The sequence below is a fragment of the Acinetobacter sp. A2 genome, assembly GCF_048537555.1.
Lineage (GTDB): Bacteria > Pseudomonadota > Gammaproteobacteria > Pseudomonadales > Moraxellaceae > Acinetobacter.
In genome coordinates, this window is record NZ_CP183239.1 from 721,640 (window position 1) to 738,800 (window position 17,161).

At 42.0% G+C, this 17,161-nt stretch carries 13 protein-coding genes and 1 pseudogene; 9 read left to right on the forward strand and 5 right to left on the reverse strand.

Annotated elements, in window-relative coordinates; genetic code table 11:
• Window positions 1–40: 40 nt before the first annotated feature.
• Both ACNS8M_RS03380 and ACNS8M_RS03385 read right to left on the reverse strand, forming a co-directional pair.
• Window positions 41–3,652 carry an SbcC/MukB-like Walker B domain-containing protein gene (locus ACNS8M_RS03380; RefSeq protein ID WP_419225121.1) on the reverse strand — a complete coding sequence of 1,204 codons (3,612 nt, stop codon included), beginning with the start codon at window positions 3,650–3,652 and terminating at the stop codon, window positions 41–43.
• 9 nt (window positions 3,653–3,661) lie between these two features.
• Entirely contained in the window at window positions 3,662–4,912 is a 1,251-nt protein-coding gene (locus ACNS8M_RS03385; RefSeq protein WP_419225122.1) for an exonuclease SbcCD subunit D, read from the reverse strand.
• 249 nt (window positions 4,913–5,161) lie between these two features.
• On the opposite strand from ACNS8M_RS03385, the gene ACNS8M_RS03390 reads away from it, so the two are divergent.
• From ACNS8M_RS03390 to ACNS8M_RS03400, 3 genes are all read left to right on the forward strand, one after another.
• Window positions 5,162–6,124, forward strand: a complete 963-nt coding sequence (locus tag ACNS8M_RS03390; protein ID WP_325781044.1) for a sensor domain-containing diguanylate cyclase — start codon at window positions 5,162–5,164, stop codon at window positions 6,122–6,124.
• 319 nt (window positions 6,125–6,443) lie between these two features.
• Entirely contained in the window at window positions 6,444–6,890 is a 447-nt protein-coding gene (locus ACNS8M_RS03395) for an ABZJ_00895 family protein (RefSeq protein ID WP_168418227.1), read from the forward strand.
• Between the two features lie 136 nt (window positions 6,891–7,026).
• Complete coding sequence (locus ACNS8M_RS03400) at window positions 7,027–7,947, forward strand: TIGR01777 family oxidoreductase (RefSeq protein ID WP_168418226.1); 921 nt, start codon at window positions 7,027–7,029, stop codon at window positions 7,945–7,947.
• Window positions 7,948–7,968: 21 nt separating this feature from the next.
• Here the strand turns inward: ACNS8M_RS03400 and ACNS8M_RS03405 are convergent, their stop codons facing one another.
• Window positions 7,969–9,087 (reverse strand): NAD(P)/FAD-dependent oxidoreductase, encoded by a 1,119-nt coding sequence (locus ACNS8M_RS03405; protein WP_419225123.1) that lies wholly within the window; start codon window positions 9,085–9,087, stop codon window positions 7,969–7,971.
• A 14-nt stretch (window positions 9,088–9,101) separates the two neighbouring features.
• Window positions 9,102–10,115, reverse strand: coding sequence for a porphobilinogen synthase (gene hemB, locus ACNS8M_RS03410; protein ID WP_419225124.1), 1,014 nt, complete (start codon window positions 10,113–10,115; stop codon window positions 9,102–9,104).
• A gap of 120 nt (window positions 10,116–10,235) precedes the next feature.
• Between hemB and ACNS8M_RS03415 the strand changes: the two genes are divergently transcribed.
• From ACNS8M_RS03415 to ACNS8M_RS03440, 6 genes and pseudogenes are all read left to right on the forward strand, one after another.
• On the forward strand, window positions 10,236–10,733 hold the full coding sequence (locus ACNS8M_RS03415) for a thioesterase family protein (protein ID WP_154320424.1): 498 nt from the start codon (window positions 10,236–10,238) through the stop codon (window positions 10,731–10,733).
• 181 nt (window positions 10,734–10,914) lie between these two features.
• Complete coding sequence (locus ACNS8M_RS03420; protein WP_419225125.1) at window positions 10,915–11,697, forward strand: thermostable hemolysin; 783 nt, start codon at window positions 10,915–10,917, stop codon at window positions 11,695–11,697.
• Window positions 11,698–13,287 (forward strand): AMP-binding protein, encoded by a 1,590-nt coding sequence (locus ACNS8M_RS03425; RefSeq protein WP_419225126.1) that lies wholly within the window; start codon window positions 11,698–11,700, stop codon window positions 13,285–13,287.
• A gap of 67 nt (window positions 13,288–13,354) precedes the next feature.
• A pseudogene (locus tag ACNS8M_RS03430) lies at window positions 13,355–13,723 on the forward strand (TauD/TfdA family dioxygenase); the annotation flags it as partial.
• A gap of 191 nt (window positions 13,724–13,914) precedes the next feature.
• The gene (locus ACNS8M_RS03435) at window positions 13,915–15,297 is read left to right on the forward strand and encodes an IS200/IS605 family accessory protein TnpB-related protein (RefSeq protein WP_419225127.1); all 1,383 of its coding nucleotides are present in this window, start codon (window positions 13,915–13,917) and stop codon (window positions 15,295–15,297) included.
• Between the two features lie 75 nt (window positions 15,298–15,372).
• On the forward strand, window positions 15,373–15,648 hold the full coding sequence (locus ACNS8M_RS03440; RefSeq protein WP_419225128.1) for a hypothetical protein: 276 nt from the start codon (window positions 15,373–15,375) through the stop codon (window positions 15,646–15,648).
• A gap of 10 nt (window positions 15,649–15,658) precedes the next feature.
• On the opposite strand, the gene ACNS8M_RS03445 is transcribed toward ACNS8M_RS03440, so the two are convergent.
• Window positions 15,659–16,978, reverse strand: coding sequence for a sigma-54 interaction domain-containing protein (locus ACNS8M_RS03445; RefSeq protein WP_167846196.1), 1,320 nt, complete (start codon window positions 16,976–16,978; stop codon window positions 15,659–15,661).
• Window positions 16,979–17,161: the final 183 nt, after the last annotated feature.

Sequence of the window (17,161 nt, forward strand, 5' to 3'; positions counted from 1 at the left end):
ATAACCGTAATAATTTTTGGCATTTCGGGCAATGTCGCGGCTAGCCCACGACATTGATCTCACTTGCCCCAGCACCGACAGGATTGACCTGAATTTGCACAGGAATCCGTTCATGCATTTCCTGAATATGTGAAATCAGCACCACTTTGCGACCTTGACTTTGTAGATGATCTAAAGCGTTCATCACCATGTGTAAAGAAGTTGGGTCGAGCGTACCAAAACCTTCGTCAATGAATAGTGATTCCAGTTTCATTGAGCCTGAGGCCATATTGGCAATGGCAAGTGCTAAAGCCAAAGACACCAAGAAGGTTTCACCACCTGATAGCGATAGAACAGGACGAATTTCACTGTTCATATCCAAGTCAATAATGGCCAGACTCAGACTTTCAGGAATACGGTGTAATTGATAACGAGAACTGAGCGGTAACAATTGTTGGTTGGCATATTCCACCAAAATATCTAAATGGTGTTCTTGAGCAATTTTCTTAAACTTAGTACCTTCTTTATGACCAATTAAATCGTAAATGCGTCCCCAACGATATTCTTCAGTTTTAATCTCTTCAATTTGAGTTTGATAACGTGCCAAAGTCGCTTGATTGTTGGCATGAATATGCAATTGAGCTTCAATTTCACTCAAGCGTTGTGCCTGTTGGGCTTTTTCTGCTAGCAGGGCTGTGAGTTTACTTTCTACATCGTCAAAACTAAGCTGCGGCTGTTGTTTTAAGTGTTTTTGGTATTGTTCTTCAAGCGTTTGCCAAGCAGTTTTAGCACTTTCCAAGCTGTTGTGATGTTGCTGTAGCATGTTGCGCATTTGCTGATGATCAGAATAAGAAATCTGCAAACAGTCATGAATCACACTAGACAAAAACTGTGGATGTGCGGTTTGCCAAGTTTCAATATGCTGCATACATTGCGTTAGTTGCTGGGTGCACTGCTGAATTTTACTGTTTAAGCCATGTTGTTGCAGTTGTAAGTTTTTGAGAGTTTGTTCTGTCTGATTGAGTGCGTGGCGTTGTGTATCCAGTGCAATATTAAGTTGCTGCTGTTCCTGATCTAAAGCCTGTTGCCATTCCTGATAGGTTTGGTAAGCCTGACCTGCATAGTTTTGTGTGAGTTGCTTAATTTGATCGCGCAGCGATATCCCTTCGGCCTTAATTTGTTGCAACTGCTGTTTTTTGTCCTGAAGTTGTTGCACCAAAAAGCTGTGTTTTTGTTGGAGTTGCTGTTGTTGTTGGGTGAGCTGTTCCAGTGCTTTGAATTGTGCATCTTGCTGTTGATGTAATGTTTGGCGTTGCAACAAATGCTGTAAAGCATTTTGGTAGTAGTCATGGGATTGGTGGAGCCAAGTCTGTTGTTGCGCTGTGCTTAAGTCAGCCACAATGGTTTGTAGACGTTGTGTCAGGTCTTGGCGTTGTTGAATGGTATATTTTAGTTGTTCCGCTTGCTGTGTCGTACTGCGCCATTGTTTTAGGGTGTCGCTTGCTTGCTGAATAGCATGCTGCAACTGTTGAGTCGATTGATCTGTTGTAACCCACTGCTGTTGTACTTTTTCGATTTGATCTGCAATAGGGAACGCTGTATCTAAGGTGAAGGATAAAGACGCAGCCAGTTGTTGAGCTAGGGTTTGTTGTTGTTCAATTTGCTGTTGCAGCTCAAGGCTACGTTGTTGTTGTTGAGCATAGGTCACTTCAAATTGTGTGCTATCACGTTCTAACTGCTGCAACTGTTTTTGCGCCTGTACATATTCAGTTTTTGCGTGTTGCAGTTGCTGATCTTGTAATTGGTTTAAAGCTTCAGACAGTAAACTCTCATGCTGAATAAATGGATGTTCATGGCTACCACAGACCATACAGGCTTCATTAGGTTTGAGTTGAGCACGTAAGTCCTGCACACTTTGATGCTGCAATAAACGCTGTTGCTCAAAAACTTGTTGTAGCTGTTGTAAAGTCTGTTCTGCGATCAGTAGTTGTTGCTGTTGTGTTTGGATTTGAGCCTGTGTCTGCTTTTGTAAGCTTAAAGTTTCTTGTAGGCGGCTTTGCAACTGCGCGAATGAGCTTGCATATTGCTGCCATTGTTCCAAGGTCTGTTTAAGCTGCGCTAATACATGCAGATGCTTTGACGATTGCTGCAAATGTTGTTGATCTGTATATAACTGTTGCTCAAGTTGTTCATGGTTTTGATATTGCTGTTCCCAAGCCGCAATGTGTTGCAGCGCCTGCTGCTGTTGATCAATTAAGGCGTCTAAAGAAGCTTGAAACAGCTTTGGATTTTGCTGGCGCAATTGTTGTTCAAACTGCAGGTAGTCTTGCAGTCGTTGTATCGTAAGCGGCAAGGTTTCATCAAAAATAGCCCATTCTGCAGTGTGTTGTAATTGTTCAGCCAAGTGCTGTCGTTGTTTCTGCTGCTGCGCAAGTTGATGTTCAAGCGCATTTAAATCATTTTGCACAGGCTGAATTTGTTGCTGTTCAAATAGTTTTTGTGCTTCATCCAACGCTGTATATTGCTGTAATTTACTGGAAATTTCATGCTGTAACTGTGCTGCTGTATCAAGTTGGGGCTTTAATTGTGCAAAATGCTGTTGCCATGTTTGAAGATTTTTTTCAGCTTGGTGTTGCTGTGTGATAGCTTGCTGTTGAGCATGTTCTGCCTGCTGTAAAGTGGGTTGAAAGTCAGCCAGTTGCTGATTGAGTGTGTTTAGTTCTGCTTCTGATTGCTGACGTAGCACAAATTGCTCACGAATACTTTGAAATTCATCTAATTGTTGTAGCAATTGTTTTTGTGCTGTCAGTTGCAAGTCTGCATTGATTTGCACATCGTAAACTTCTTTTTTAGCTTGTGTACTGGCATACAGTTCATGGCGGTCTTTGTGCCATTTCAGGTCATTTTCATACAGCTTTTCAGTTTGACACAGCAAGGTGACTTGCTGACTTAGTTCATACTGTTGTGTTTCCAGACTTTTCAGTGCGTCGTCGCTGAGCAGCGTCACATGCCCCATCACACTTTCAAGCGCAGCACGTTTCTGTTTAATGTCACTGAATTTTGTTGCAGCCAGCTTGCTGACTTCGGTAAATATTTGTGAATTGGTTAAATATTCTAGCAAGTCAGCACGTTCATGGTCTTTGGCTTTTAAAAAAGCCCCAACTTCAGACTGCGCCAGTAGCACTGCTCGAGTAAATTGCTCAAAACTCAAGCCAATCAGTTTTTCTACAAGAGGTGTTGCTTCAGAAATCTTTTGATTTAAAACCCGTTGTTCATCTAGACAGGTAATGGCGCGCTCAACTTTTAAGTTGCCGTCGAGTTTGTTGTGTGCCCGTCGAATGTTCCATCGTGCAGCATAGCGCTTTTGATCGAGTGCAATAAATTCAAGTTCAGCAAAACCTGACGTGGTACCACGCCGTAAAATGTGTTTGGAATCTTTTAAGGAAATTTCTTTGCCTGCAGCATCGGTCAGGCTGCCAGATGCACCTCTTAAGCGTGGAATTTCATCATATAAGGCTAAACACATGGCATCGAGCAGGGTAGATTTGCCTGCACCTGTTTTACCTGTAATGGCAATTAATCCTGCATGTGCAAGTGGATCATCTTCAAAATTAATTACATGTGTACCCGCTAAAGATGCCAAATTTTTTAAGCTCAGACGTAAAATTTTCATGGCAAATCCTTAAGCTTTATTTTGATCGAGTTCGTGTTGCGCTTCAGCCAAAAGCTGTAAAAAATCGCGTGTGGCATCCTGATCGGGTTGATAGCCCATTTTTTCCCATAAGCTCGCAAACAGTTTTTCTGGGGTCGGTGGCTCTAAGTCAATTTTGGAATGTTGAAGATTGGTGTCTTCATTTTTTTGAAAACGTCGGGCAATGCGTAATAAGCGGTAACGATTCGCAGGCAAAGTCTGTTCAATCTGCTGACGCAAATCGACAGGTGGTGGTGCATCACTCAAATATTCAATTTCTAAAAAATGACGTGCACATAAATCTGCGATTTCATCTTGAGGTAATTTAGCTAATTCGTTCATAAGCTCTGAAAGTTCACAGCGAACTCGAATTAGCTCTACACTGCGTGGAATCAGCAGACTTTCGCATTGAAAGCGTTGAGCGTCGGTACGGGTAGGGTCAATTTTGACTTCAAGGACTTGATGTTTGTAATTGAGTTCACTAAATGACAAAGGAATGGGCGAGCCGCTATAGCGAATATGTGGCTGTCCGACCTGCTGTGGTTTATGTAAATGCCCGAGAGCCACATAGTCAATCACTTCATCAAACAATGCAGTGGATAGCGCTTCTTCATTACCCACTACAATTGGGCGTTCAGAGTCTGAAGTTTCAGCACCTTGCATGTGCGCATGTGACATTAAAATTAAGGCTTGATCGGGTTGTTTTCGAGCTTTGGCTTCGACAATGAGTTGTTGATGCAAATAGGCAACCGCAGACTGCGTATTCGTCGTTTCTTCACTGATGCCAGTAATTTCTGCACTGCGTAAATAAGGCAGGGTAAGACACCATGCCACTATATTTTGTTCTGCATCATAAATTGGGACTAGCAGGCGGTCTAAATCCAGACGTTGTTCAGCAGTTTTTTTAATCACTCCAACTGCTTTGGCATTGAACTTAGATAAAAATGGTTCGACCTGCTCAATACGATAACCGGAGTCGTGATTCCCTGCGATCATCAAAGTTTGCATGTGGGGTGCGAGCGCGTGAGCATCCGTTAAGAATTGATAGAGCTGTTTTTGGGCGCTTGAGGCTGGATTGACCACATCAAAAATATCACCCGCAATAAGTAGAGCGTTTGGCTGCTTGATTTTAATTTGAGCCAAGAGCCAATTTAGAAATTCGGTATGTTCATATTCACGTTCATGGTGGTGGAAAAATTGCCCCAAATGCCAATCAGAAGTATGTAAAAAATGAACCGTCATCGTTATAAAGCTCTTGGTTTTTTATGGGTTTAATATAAGAAATCTGGGGCAATAAGGCCAGCCACGATTGTTGTGCAGCGACATGAGCTGTCGTGCATTTTCTGAATAATGAATATATTGGTCTGATCGTCTGCGTAAGAAATATACAGAATGTTAAAAAAACAGTACAGTATAGTGACAATCCGATTGAATCGGTTTTTTATTCATGCGCTTAAGTCATGAAATATTCACTATATTGGGGTGATGGACATGTCAGATCAACCTTTTTCACAGGATAAACTAGCAGGGACGCTCGAAGAAGATCAGATTTACAAGACCTTGTTAGAGTCTACCTTGGCAATTCCTTGGAAAATCGATTGGGCAACGAAAGAATACCGCTATGTCGGTCCGCAAATTGAAAAACTATTGGGTTGGCTGCCAAGCTCTTGGAAGTCTGTTGAAGATTGGGCAACACGGATGCATCCTGAAGATCGTGAACGCATTGTGGATATGTGTGTGGCGCAGTCGATTGCAGGTATTGACCATGAAGCAGACTATCGTGCACTGACAGCATCGGGCGATTATATTTGGGTGCGTGAAGTTGTGCATGTCGTCCGTGATGCAGAAGATAAAACCGAAAGTTTGGTCGGTTTTATGTTCGATATTTCTGAACGGAAAAAGCAGGAACAGGAATTAGAGCGTTTACGTACGCAGTTAGAAGAATATTCTTATCAAGATGGTCTCACGGGAATTGCCAACCGTCGTTTATTTAATGAGTTATTTCATCGTGAATGGTTGTCTGCGATACGCGAACAGTGTCCACTGTCGATGATTATGTTCGATATTGATTACTTCAAAAACTACAATGACCATTATGGGCATATACAGGGCGATGCCTGCCTACAAGAGGTCGCAAAAATATTAAAATCTTCTTTGTCACGTCCTAGAGATGTTGTGGCACGTTTTGGTGGAGAAGAGTTTGTGATGATTTTGCCAGACACATCAGCAGAGTCCGTAGCAGAATTGGCCAATCGCATCATACAAAACATTCGTGATGCCCATATTGAGCATGCACAATCTCCAATTGCACCGCATGTCACGATCAGTATGGGTGTAAAAACAGCCGTTATTGAGCCTACCGACGATAAAATAAAATTTCTGCATGATTTAGATCGTGCACTTTATCGTGCAAAACGGGCAGGTCGTAATTGTTATTTGAGTGAACCGACTTAGGTGCTCGTATCTAAAAAATACTCGTATCTAAAAAATAAAAGATCAAAAAATAAAGACCGACGATTCGAGTGATGATGAAATCGTCGGTCAAAGAAAACTTGCGATGCAGTAAAGCTTTGGCTGCTGTTCAAAACTTCACTGCATGCGATTTATTGCTTTAGTCAGGTCACCGAAAATATTGTGGATGCCAATACACATTAACGGTTGTTGTGACCTTGTAGCCTATATAACGTCAGGCTTTTGTATTCGGTTGACAATTTCATGAAAAAAAAATCAATTTTTTTTATACTAGGCTGAATCTTTTGTCTGAGTCATCTTTATGGTATCGCTAAGCCGTTATTTTATCTGGTTTTTCTTGTATTGCTTTGTGATGACCTGTATTTGTGGCGTATTGGCTGCATTATTACCTGCGGGTGTAGGCGGGATTTTAACTGCGGTGCCTTATTTGGTTGCCATGATTTTAGTGCTGTATAAGTTTTTAAAACAACAACACCGTGCGCCGAATGACAAGGAACGCAAGACATTTACTTTAGGATTTAGCCTGATTTTTTGGGGCTATAACTTGGCGTTTTTATTATTAGGTTTGGCGATATTTTCTCGCCAAAACCCAAGCATTTGGCAAGATTTTTTACAGTATTTGCAACAGCCGCAATTTATGAGTGTGGTGGTGATCATGTTCTTGTTGATCGCAATTCCATTGTATCTGCTGACCTATTGGTTTTATGGTAAACAGGCACAGCGTATGGCAGTTAAAATGTTTGGCTGATAAAAGAAGTTGTTAATATCTGATTTTCCTCAAATATACATGATCAGTTATGTGATGATGATTTGCTTAGACTTGAACATTCAGTCTAAATCACGTATAGCTAAAACTATATTTTTCATCATGCTGAGATTGGAAGATGCATAAACCTTTGGTACTGGTAACAGGGGCAAGTGGTTTTATTGGTTCACAATTGTTGCCGTTTTTATTGCAACAGGATTATCGGGTGGTGGGGCTAACCCGACAGCCCAATCGAGTATCCAAACATCCACAATTACGCTGGATTCAGCAGTTAGATGAACTCGACACCGACCAAATTGATTATGTGATTAATTTGGCGGGAGAAAGTATTGGGCAGGGCAGATGGACAGCAGCACGCAAACAAAAATTGCTTGATAGTCGAGTTCAGACCACACTGCACTTATATCAATATCTTGAAAAGCGCCGTATTTTCCCCAAGTGTATTATTTCAGGCTCGGCAGTGGGGTATTACGGAATTGACCCGCAGGAACAATGGTCAGCAGTATGTACCGAACACAGTGCAGCACAAGATATTTTTATGTCGCAGTTGTGCCAGCAATGGGAACAGGCTGCGTTAAGCTTCAGCCAGCAAAATACTAAAATTATGCGCTTGGGCGTGGTGTTTGGGCGCGGTGGTGGCATTTTACCGCAAATGTTATTACCAATTCGTTTAAATGCCGTCGGGCGGATTGGGCATGGACGTCAACCTGTGGCATGGGTGCATTTGCAAGATGTTTTAGAGGCTATTTTATGGCTGATGACCAATCCTGTTGAGGCACAAATTTTGAATGTGGTGGCACCTGAAATGAGCAGTCAGCAATATTTTGCAGAAACGGCAGCACAGTTGTTAAAGCGCCGCCCATTGTTTGTGCTGCCAGCTTTGGTACTGCGCTGGTTACTGGGTGAACAATCACAATTGGTCTTAAATGGACAATATGTTGAATCGCAAGCTTTAGTGCAGGCAGGTTACCATTTTAAATATCCAAAACTTGCACAGGCGTTAGAGGCTTGTTTAGGTTCAGCAGTACCCTCAAAATAAAAGAGGGTAATGTGCTGAGTATTATGCGCAGATTGGATCAGCTTGTAGCTGTTTCGGGTCATAGGCTGCAGGATTAACCAAAGTCTCTTGCCCAAGCATGAGTTGTCTTAATAGCTGTGCCGAGGCTGTGCCCATACATAAGCCATTACGGAAATGTCCAAAATTCAACCATACATTATTAAAGTTTGGCGTTTGGCCAATATAAGGCACACCTGTTGGTGAAGCAGGACGTAACCCCGCCCATTGTTTCACAATTGGAAACTGCGCCAATTCAGGAACCATTTCCAAACAAGCGCTTAAAATATCCTGCTTAATTTGAGGATCAGGGTGAGTATCAAAACCGACTTGACGCATACTCGAACCGCACAACACATGTCCGTCACAGCGTGGAATGAGATACATCACTTTGTTCATGCACATGGTAGGCAACCATTGAGCAGGGGTTTTAAACAACAGCATTTGTCCTTGAACAGGCTGTACAGGAATACTTAAACCAAGTTGTGCTGCCCATTGCTGTGACCATGCCCCTGTGGTGACAATAAAGTGATCTGCATGGTGCAACTGACCATCTGCACTTTGAATGGCTTGTGCATGATCGCCCTGCAACTGAAATTGCTGGATAGGGCAATGCTCCAAAAACTGTACTTTGGGATGCTGCTTTAAGTATTGGGTCAAAGATTGCAATAAGCGTGGATTACGCACATTGGCCAATTGCGAAAAATACAAGGCGTGTTTAAATTTTGCAGCAATGTGCGGGTTAACTTGTTCAAGTTGTTCCTGATTTAAATAGTCACACTGCTGCATTGGCTCATTATGCTGCGTAGCATAATTTAGGCCAATCTCAAAATCATCTTCATCAAAAATTAGCATGCCTGTTTCATGGATTTCAAAATCAATGCCAGTAATTGGTTTGAGTTTTTCATTCCATGCGAGGTATTGTGGTTTGGCAAATTTGGCTAAGTCATTAACCGCTTGAGGATAACGCCACGGATACATGGGAGAAAGAATCCCACCGCCCGCCCATGACGCGGCTTGAGCTGCCTGTTGTTGATCAAAAATACTGATAGAGCAACCTTGCTCTACCAGTTCAAGTGCAGACAACAAACCGCTGATGCCTGCACCAATAATTGCAATATGCATGAAAGCTCGCCTGTTTATGCCATGTCTTTAAGTTTGAGCGCAGCTTCTTCGGCAAAATATGTCCAAATACCATCTGCACCCGCACGGCGGCAGCTCATCAGTGATTCAATAATCACGCTGTCCGACAACCAGCCATTTTGAATGGCTGCAGCAAGCATGGCATATTCACCACTGACCTGATATACAAACGTAGGCACAGCAAAAGTATCTTTCACTTCACGAACAATATCTAAATAAGGCATGCCAGGTTTAACAATGACCATGTCAGCGCCTTCTTGAATATCCAGTGCAATTTCATGCAAGGCTTCGGCACGGTTGCCAATATCCATTTGATAATTGTATTTATTGCCACCTTTTAGGTTGCTTGCAGAGCCGACCGCATCACGGAATGGGCCGTAAAAGCTAGAGGCATATTTGGCAGAGTAGGCCATAATTGAGGTATAAATATGGCCGTTGCTTTCTAAGGCATGACGAATAGCACCAATGCGACCATCCATCATGTCACTTGGCGCAACCACGTCGGCACCTGCTTCAGCGTGGCTTAAGGCTTGCTTAATCAGACAGTCAACGGTTTCATCATTCAGCACATAACCTGTGTCATCAATAATGCCGTCTTGACCATGGGTGGTGTAAGGGTCAAGTGCGCCATCGGTAATCAGTACCATGTCTGGTAATTCTTTTTTTAGCAGGCGGAGCGTGTTTTGCACCAAGCCATCTTCACGCCATGCTGCTTCTGCAGTCAGGCTTTTGTCTTCTTGAGGAGTCACTGGAAACAAAGCCAGTTTGGTCACGCCCAGCTGCATTAAACGCTCGGCTTTTTTCAGTAATAAGTCGGCAGATAAGCGCTGGATATTCGGCATACTTGGAATATCTTGGGTTTGATTCTGACCTGGTAAAACAAATACAGGGTAAATCAGGTGATCAGTCGTTAGATGCGTTTCACGCACCATGGCGCGTAATTGATCATTTTTACGAATACGACGCATACGAGTGGCAGGAAATGCAGGACGATTGAACGTGTAGGTCATAAAAATCTCGCTGATCAGTATTAAACTAGGAGACTATTGTAGCCCCTTAAGTTTGATTTGGGCATACATTGGCTGTTTTTATTGTTTGGAAATTGAGTTGTTTGGACATTTGGGCACGTTATGAGTAATGCAGAGAAAAGCTGGACTGGAAATATACATTTGGGTGCGAAGGTGGATATAGATGTTGTGCTAAGACAATTGGTTCATGCCTTTAATAGCTCGCCATTTTTTCAGCACAATGGCATGAGTATGCGTGTGGTGGATGGTCAAATTGAAGCCTATATTGAAATGCAGCCTTATATGGTGGGCAATGTCGCATTTCAAATTTTACATGGCGGCGTGGCTGCAACTATTTTGGACAGTGTGGGTGGGATTGTGGCGATGGGAGAGCTGTATAAAAAGACAGAACCTGAAACCTTGCCCGATACCATTAAAAAAGTTACCCGTTTGGCCACAGTAGATATGCGAGTAGATTATTTAGCACCAGGACGTGGTAAATATTTTATTGCCCGTGCAGAAACCCTACGCTTAGGTCGTAAAGGCTGTACCATGCGCATGACCATGGTGAATGATGAAGATAAACCAATTGCGACAGCCATTGCATCGTACGCTTATTAAGATTAGAGGCTGAGCGCTCAATTGGATTTCCGAGCGTTGTTTTAGAGAAATGAGGAGTTGAACCATCAGCTCCTTTTTTTTGTGCAAATAAAAATTGGAATTGTGACAGTTTGTAGCGGCTTAAGTTTTGTTTAAGTTTGGGTTTCTATCTTGAACCTTGAGTGATTTTAGATACAACCTCATGCACATGATCAAGTTTAGTTTTGATGGACATTCATCTAGCACAGCGCATTTTTTGGATGCTCATTTTAGTCAGAAAAAAAATCAGCAAGCCTGTGGTTTGCATAAATATCTACAAACGACACCTTTACTAGAGCCACATTTCAAACCGACCTATTCAGCACAAACAGCGGATACTGTCCCTGCAATTTATATAGAAAATAACACACAGCATTTAAGCATCAAAACTGTGGAGCGTAGTGCCACTGAACGCTGGGCACTGGAAAACTTTATTCGTGATAAATATCAGAAAGTCCATCAGGCAAGTATTTCCAGTTTTTCAGACACGCTTTTTGCAGGCTATGCCGATGCTGAAATACAAGTCGCGATTGGTCTGCAGCAGCTCAAAACCGCACATGCTTTTTTAGAACAGTATTTAGATGCACCCATCGAAAATATTTTAAGTCAGCTCAGTGCAATGCCTGTATCCAGAACCCAGATTGTCGAAATTGGCAACTTGGCAGCGCAAGACATGAGTAAAGCTAAATTGATGGTGGCTTTTTTGGTGTTTTATTTATCACAAAACAATGTGCAGTGGGCAGTTTGCACAGGTACTGCCGCCGTGCGTTATGTGTTGCAAAACATGGGGCTGCATTTTCATGTGTTGGAAAAGGCAAATCCAGAAGTATTGTGCGCAGCACAGCAACAATGGGGTAGCTATTATCAGCAGAAACCTTATGTGCTTGCTATTAATGTTGCCGCAGCTTTCGCAGTAACACAGCCACAGTACCATTTTCAGAACTAAATGTTCATTCAGATTGTTCAGCCTGAACAGATGAAGCACAGTATAGAAGGTAAACCCATGCAGCACTTGTTTGAATCGCTTGCACGCCATGCGCAACAGTTTCCTGATCGTGAAGCTATTGTGACTGCACAGAAGACACTCAGTTATGCAGATTTACAGCAACGGGTAACGCAACTAAGTCTTGAGTTTAGCCACTCTAAGGCACAGCGTTTAGCGCTGTGGGGCAGCAATACAGTAGATTGGATTGTGGTGGATTTGGCTGCTCAAAAAGCAGACATGACCGTGATACCAGTGCCTTTGTTTTTCACAGCCGCACAGATACAACATTTATTGCAAGACAGTCAGACCGATTTGTTGTGTGTGTTAAGTGATTCAGCTGAAATTCCACAAGTTTTACAGCCTGTCCTTGGAGAAATGCAGCTACAAACTCAGGCTACATCTGCGTTATTTCAAGGGCAACTATTTAGCGTACAACAGCTGGATGCATCACCGCACGAGACATTTAGGGCTGTAGCGCACCCTGTTAAAGTTACCTATACATCAGGCAGCACGGGCACACCCAAAGGTGTGTGTTTATCTGCCGCAACTATTCAGTCGATTACCACTGCATTGAGTCAAGCATTGCAAAGCAGCCAACTTGGGCGGCATTTATGCCTAATTCCCTCAACCTTATTGGAAAATATTGCAGGCGTGTATGTGTCCTTAAACATGGGGCGTGCGGTGGTAGTGGGCGAGGTGAATCAATTTGGTTTGATGTTCAATCATCAGTTTGATGTCACACGTTTTGTGCATGCCGTACAAAAATATCAGATTGAAAGCGTGATTTTATTACCGCAAATGCTTAAGGCGATTGTGGAATATTTAGCCTTAAATGCCGATGTGGATTTGAGCTCGCTCAAATTTATTGCAGTGGGTGGGGGCAAGGTATCGGCAGATTTATTGAAACAATCACAGCAGTTTAATTTACCTGTTTATGAAGGTTATGGCTTGTCTGAATGTGCTTCAGTGGTCAGTCTGAATGTGCCTGAAGCCAGAAAAATTGGCAGTGTGGGACGAGTGTTGCCGCATGTACAGGTGAAAATCGCAACCGATGGTGAAGTGGTGGTGAAAGGCAATGCCATGCTGGGTTATATGCATGAGCTGCAAGCAGGTCAAACAGAGGTCGCAGAAATTCACACAGGTGATGCAGGCTATTTCGATGCAGAGGGTTATCTTTATATTACAGGGCGTATCAAACAAGTCATTATCAGTAGCTTTGGGCGCAATATTTCCCCTGAATGGGTTGAAGCTAATAGTCTGAGTGAATCCGAAATTCAGCAGATTGCCATATTTGGCGAAGCACAGCCTTATTTATCTGCGGTGATTTATGCTGCAGCAGAAACTTCAGATGCACAGCTGGCTACCGCTATTCAGCGCGCCAATACGCGTATGCCTGACTATGCCCAAATTCAGCAATGGTGTCGTGCGCCACAAGCCTTTTCTTTAACCAATCACATGCTGACTGATAACGGCAAGCTGCGCAGAGCTGTAATTCAACAACATTTTCAAAGTGCTTTGACTACATCAGCACAGCAGCTTGCCACGGCTTAACCTGAAGTTTCAGCTTGATGAGTGCTATTAAACACAGCAAATACTCAAAATTAGTGAGATAAATTCCATGAATATTGCACAAAAACAGTTGAGCAGTTCCCATCAGCAGATCAAAGCACAATTGGTCGACCAGGGTTGGGTGCTGCTTAGAAATGAAGAGATGGATGTAAACACATTTAGTGGCTTAATGACGAATATTTGCCAAACGCTGACCTATGACCCTGCGCGGGAAAATGTGACTCGTCAATCTCAAAAGGTAGATGCAGGAACTCAAGCTATGGGGCTACATATTGAAAATGGTTCAACACCTATGCCACCCGACATCATTGCATTTTTTAGTGAAAAAAGTGCTTCACGTGGTTCTCAAACCACCTTATGTGATGGGCATGCAGTCTGGAAAAAACTGCCTGAAACGCTCAAACAGAAATTTTCAGAGTAATTAACTATAACTAAAAATATAGACAAATATTTGCATAAGTGCTCATTTTGTCTATGTCGATTCAGTAGTGGCAAGGTGGGTATTTATTAGAGATTTAAATGATTATCTTTTGTATTTTAGGTGAGTGTCTTGGTATATTAGCATCCATATCTATTGATTATCCAATCCCTTAACCTAGGCATGACTTTGTGAAATTAACACGCATTCATCACTGTAAAAACTTGAATGTGCAAAAGTACAAACAGCTTGAGAAACAAGCTGTTTTACTTGGTCGTATTCGTAGCGAGGTGTGGGCTAAATATGGTGCTATTTCAGGTTTGAATATCAGTGACAGAGCTATTCGTGATGCGTGGATGAAAGAAAGTCGTGACTTTGGTGTTTCTGCAAATGCGTGGAAAGAAACGCTACGTGATTGCATAGGTGATATTAAAGCCTATCGAGAAGCATCAAAAGACAAAGTAAAGCAGGCGATCCGAAAACGCACCTCCTGTAATAATGAACAAAAAAGACTATACACCTTGCTTAAAAAAGATGAATGGATGACTGATAATTTCCTCCATCGTCAAATGCGTAATCACTTTAGGCATGGTGTTAATCACACACATAATCAAATTATTGTTCGTGCGGATATGTGTAAAACCTTTGAGTTAAATGGTCAATGTTGGCTTAAAGTACCAAGCCTAATCCCTCGACAAACCATTAAAATCCCATTAAATACGACTGTTGATTTTGCACCGCAAGGCACATTAAGAATTATTCTAAAAAATGGCAATATTGAAGTTCATTCAACCTATGATGCAGTTGAAACACAAGATTGTGGTCAGGAAACAGTAGGTGTTGATAAAGGGTACTCAGAAGCTTTTGTGGACTCTGATGGCGATGTATATGGGAGTGGTCTAGGCAAGCTGATCTCAAGTGAATCAGATTATTTAAATCAAAAGTACAAGCACAGAAACAAGCTCAGAGCGATTGCTAAAGCTAAACCACACAAGAAACAGAAAATTGAGTTAAATAATCTAGGTCGAAAAAAACTAGATAAGCGACAAGATACTCAAAAAGCAAAGCTCAAAACATTAATATTTACAGCAACTCACAAGTTGGTTGATAAAGCCAAAGTGATTGTTGCGGAAGATTTAACATCCCCAATTCAAAGTAAACGCAACTATGGCAAAAACACCAATAGACGCTTAAATACATGGGCTAAAGGTTTGTTAGCTAATGCCCTAACTTCTATATCTCACCGTAGAGGTTCTACGGTGCATCTAGTCAATTCTGCATATACTTCGCAAAGTGATTCTTTCTTGCATGGCCTTTTAATAGGTACACGTAAGGGAGATCGTTTTCACCGTTTCAATGGGGAAGTTGTGCAAGCTGATTGGAATGCTGCGAGAAACGTGCTTGCAAGATTAAACGACAATGAGATAAGTCGTTATACGCCTTACAAAACTGTAAAGCGTATATTGCAAGAACGGACTGACCGCTACAAGTCGGAACTGACCGACTCAGGCTCTAGTTACACGCTTGGCAACAAGACATTAACAGAGTGCGAATTAGTCCTTGAGTATGTTTGAATACATTTTAAGGAACAGTACAGCAAGACGGCAATTCAGTTCAGGTATTTCTCACCACGGGCTACGGCTACGCCTATGAACAATTCTGAAGTGATGGAAATGAATATTAAAATGGGCACAAAAATTGATAGCCCTGAATTTGTGGCGCAGGAGTTATATCAATTTTTGAATCAATCAGGGCAATCCTACCAAGTTGGTTATCCTGAAAAAATATTTGTGAAATTGAATCAGGTAATGCCGCATGTTGTGGCTGCGTCTATTCAAAAAGATCTAGACACCATTTACCACTATGCCGACAAAAGTAAAAAGTCGAGTCCTTTAAGCTATGTTGCTCAATCTAAAAAACCTTAAGTCATCTAAGTCATAAATGAAACTTTTTGCGATAACGCCATAAGGTGGTTCGGCTAACTCCGAGTGCTTGCGCCACCAATTCAGTTTGACCTTGGTATTTTTCCAATAGGTCTTGCAAGGTGTCTTTATCAATTTTTTGACTGCTTTTGAGGGGCAGTTGAATTGGCTGTGGTGTTGTAGAAGGTCTGGCTAAGTTCAAACTGGCATGCACAATTTCATCGGGTAAATCTTGTGGGTCAATTTGGGTTTTACCTGCCGACATAGTCAGTGCATACAGCAAGGTATTCTTTAATTCACGTACGTTACCCGGCCAATCATAATTCAGTAATACCGCCAAAGCTTGTTCAGATAAAGTCGGTGTGAGCTGAAACTGAGCCTGCTGTTGTTGCAAAATAAAGGCGGCAATTTCAGGAATATCCTGTTTGCGTTCTCGTAGTGGCGGCACAAAAATAGGGATAACTCTTAAGCGATAGAGCAAATCTTGGCGGAACCTGCCCAGTCGGGCTTCTTCACGCAAAGCACGATGTGTTGCGGTAATAATTCTGACATTCGATTTAATTGATTTTTCACCACCCAAAGGGATAAATTCGCCCGTTTCCAATACACGCAACAATTTTGCCTGTAGCTCTAAAGGAATTTCTGCAATTTCATCTAAAAACAAAGTACCGCCCGCAGCACGTTCAAATACGCCTTTATGTTCCCGAATTGCCCCTGTAAAAGCGCCTTTCACATGCCCAAATAATTCACTTTCTAGAATGTTGGCATTTAAAGCGGCACAGTTAATCGCAATAAAAACCTGTGCATGACGATGACTTCGTGCATGAATGGCTTGCGCCACCAACTCCTTGCCGCTGCCAGATTCGCCACGGACTAAAACTGGGAATTCAGTCACTGCAACTCGTTCAATAATGGAATACATATGCTGCATTTGTGGCGAATGACTATGGAAAAAATCTGTCAAATTACTGTTTGTCTGCTCGGATGCTGCTGTTGTTTTAAATACAGGTAGAGATACGACGGGCTGCATAAAAAATAAACGCCCACTCAAGTTTTCTGCACGAATACGAATATTTAAGTGGTGATAACTCAACGCTATGGAATTGTCTACTAATGTCAGGGTTCCAATAGGTTGTTGTAAATTCAGCAGTTGGTTTTTTAAGTTTTTTTCGATGCTGCCTGAAAATGTGGCCGATGCCTGAGCATATTCGTAGCACCATGTTTTGGATGCCTCATCATATATATACAGCCAACTGTCAGGGCAAAGTTGCTGTAAATGAAACAAAAAATCTTCAAGTTGAGCTTGCTGTTCAAAGTCATACATTGTCGTCATATTGTTTCATCTTTTGTTTCATTTTAGATTTAATTGAAACATGAAACGCAACAATTGTGAAACACACAGATGTAACTGAATTAGATAATGCATTTCAATATATTGTATTTTATTAATATATTAAAAATAGATAAAGTTGGCACTCTATTTGCAAAACTAAGCATAACAATAATTCAATACGGT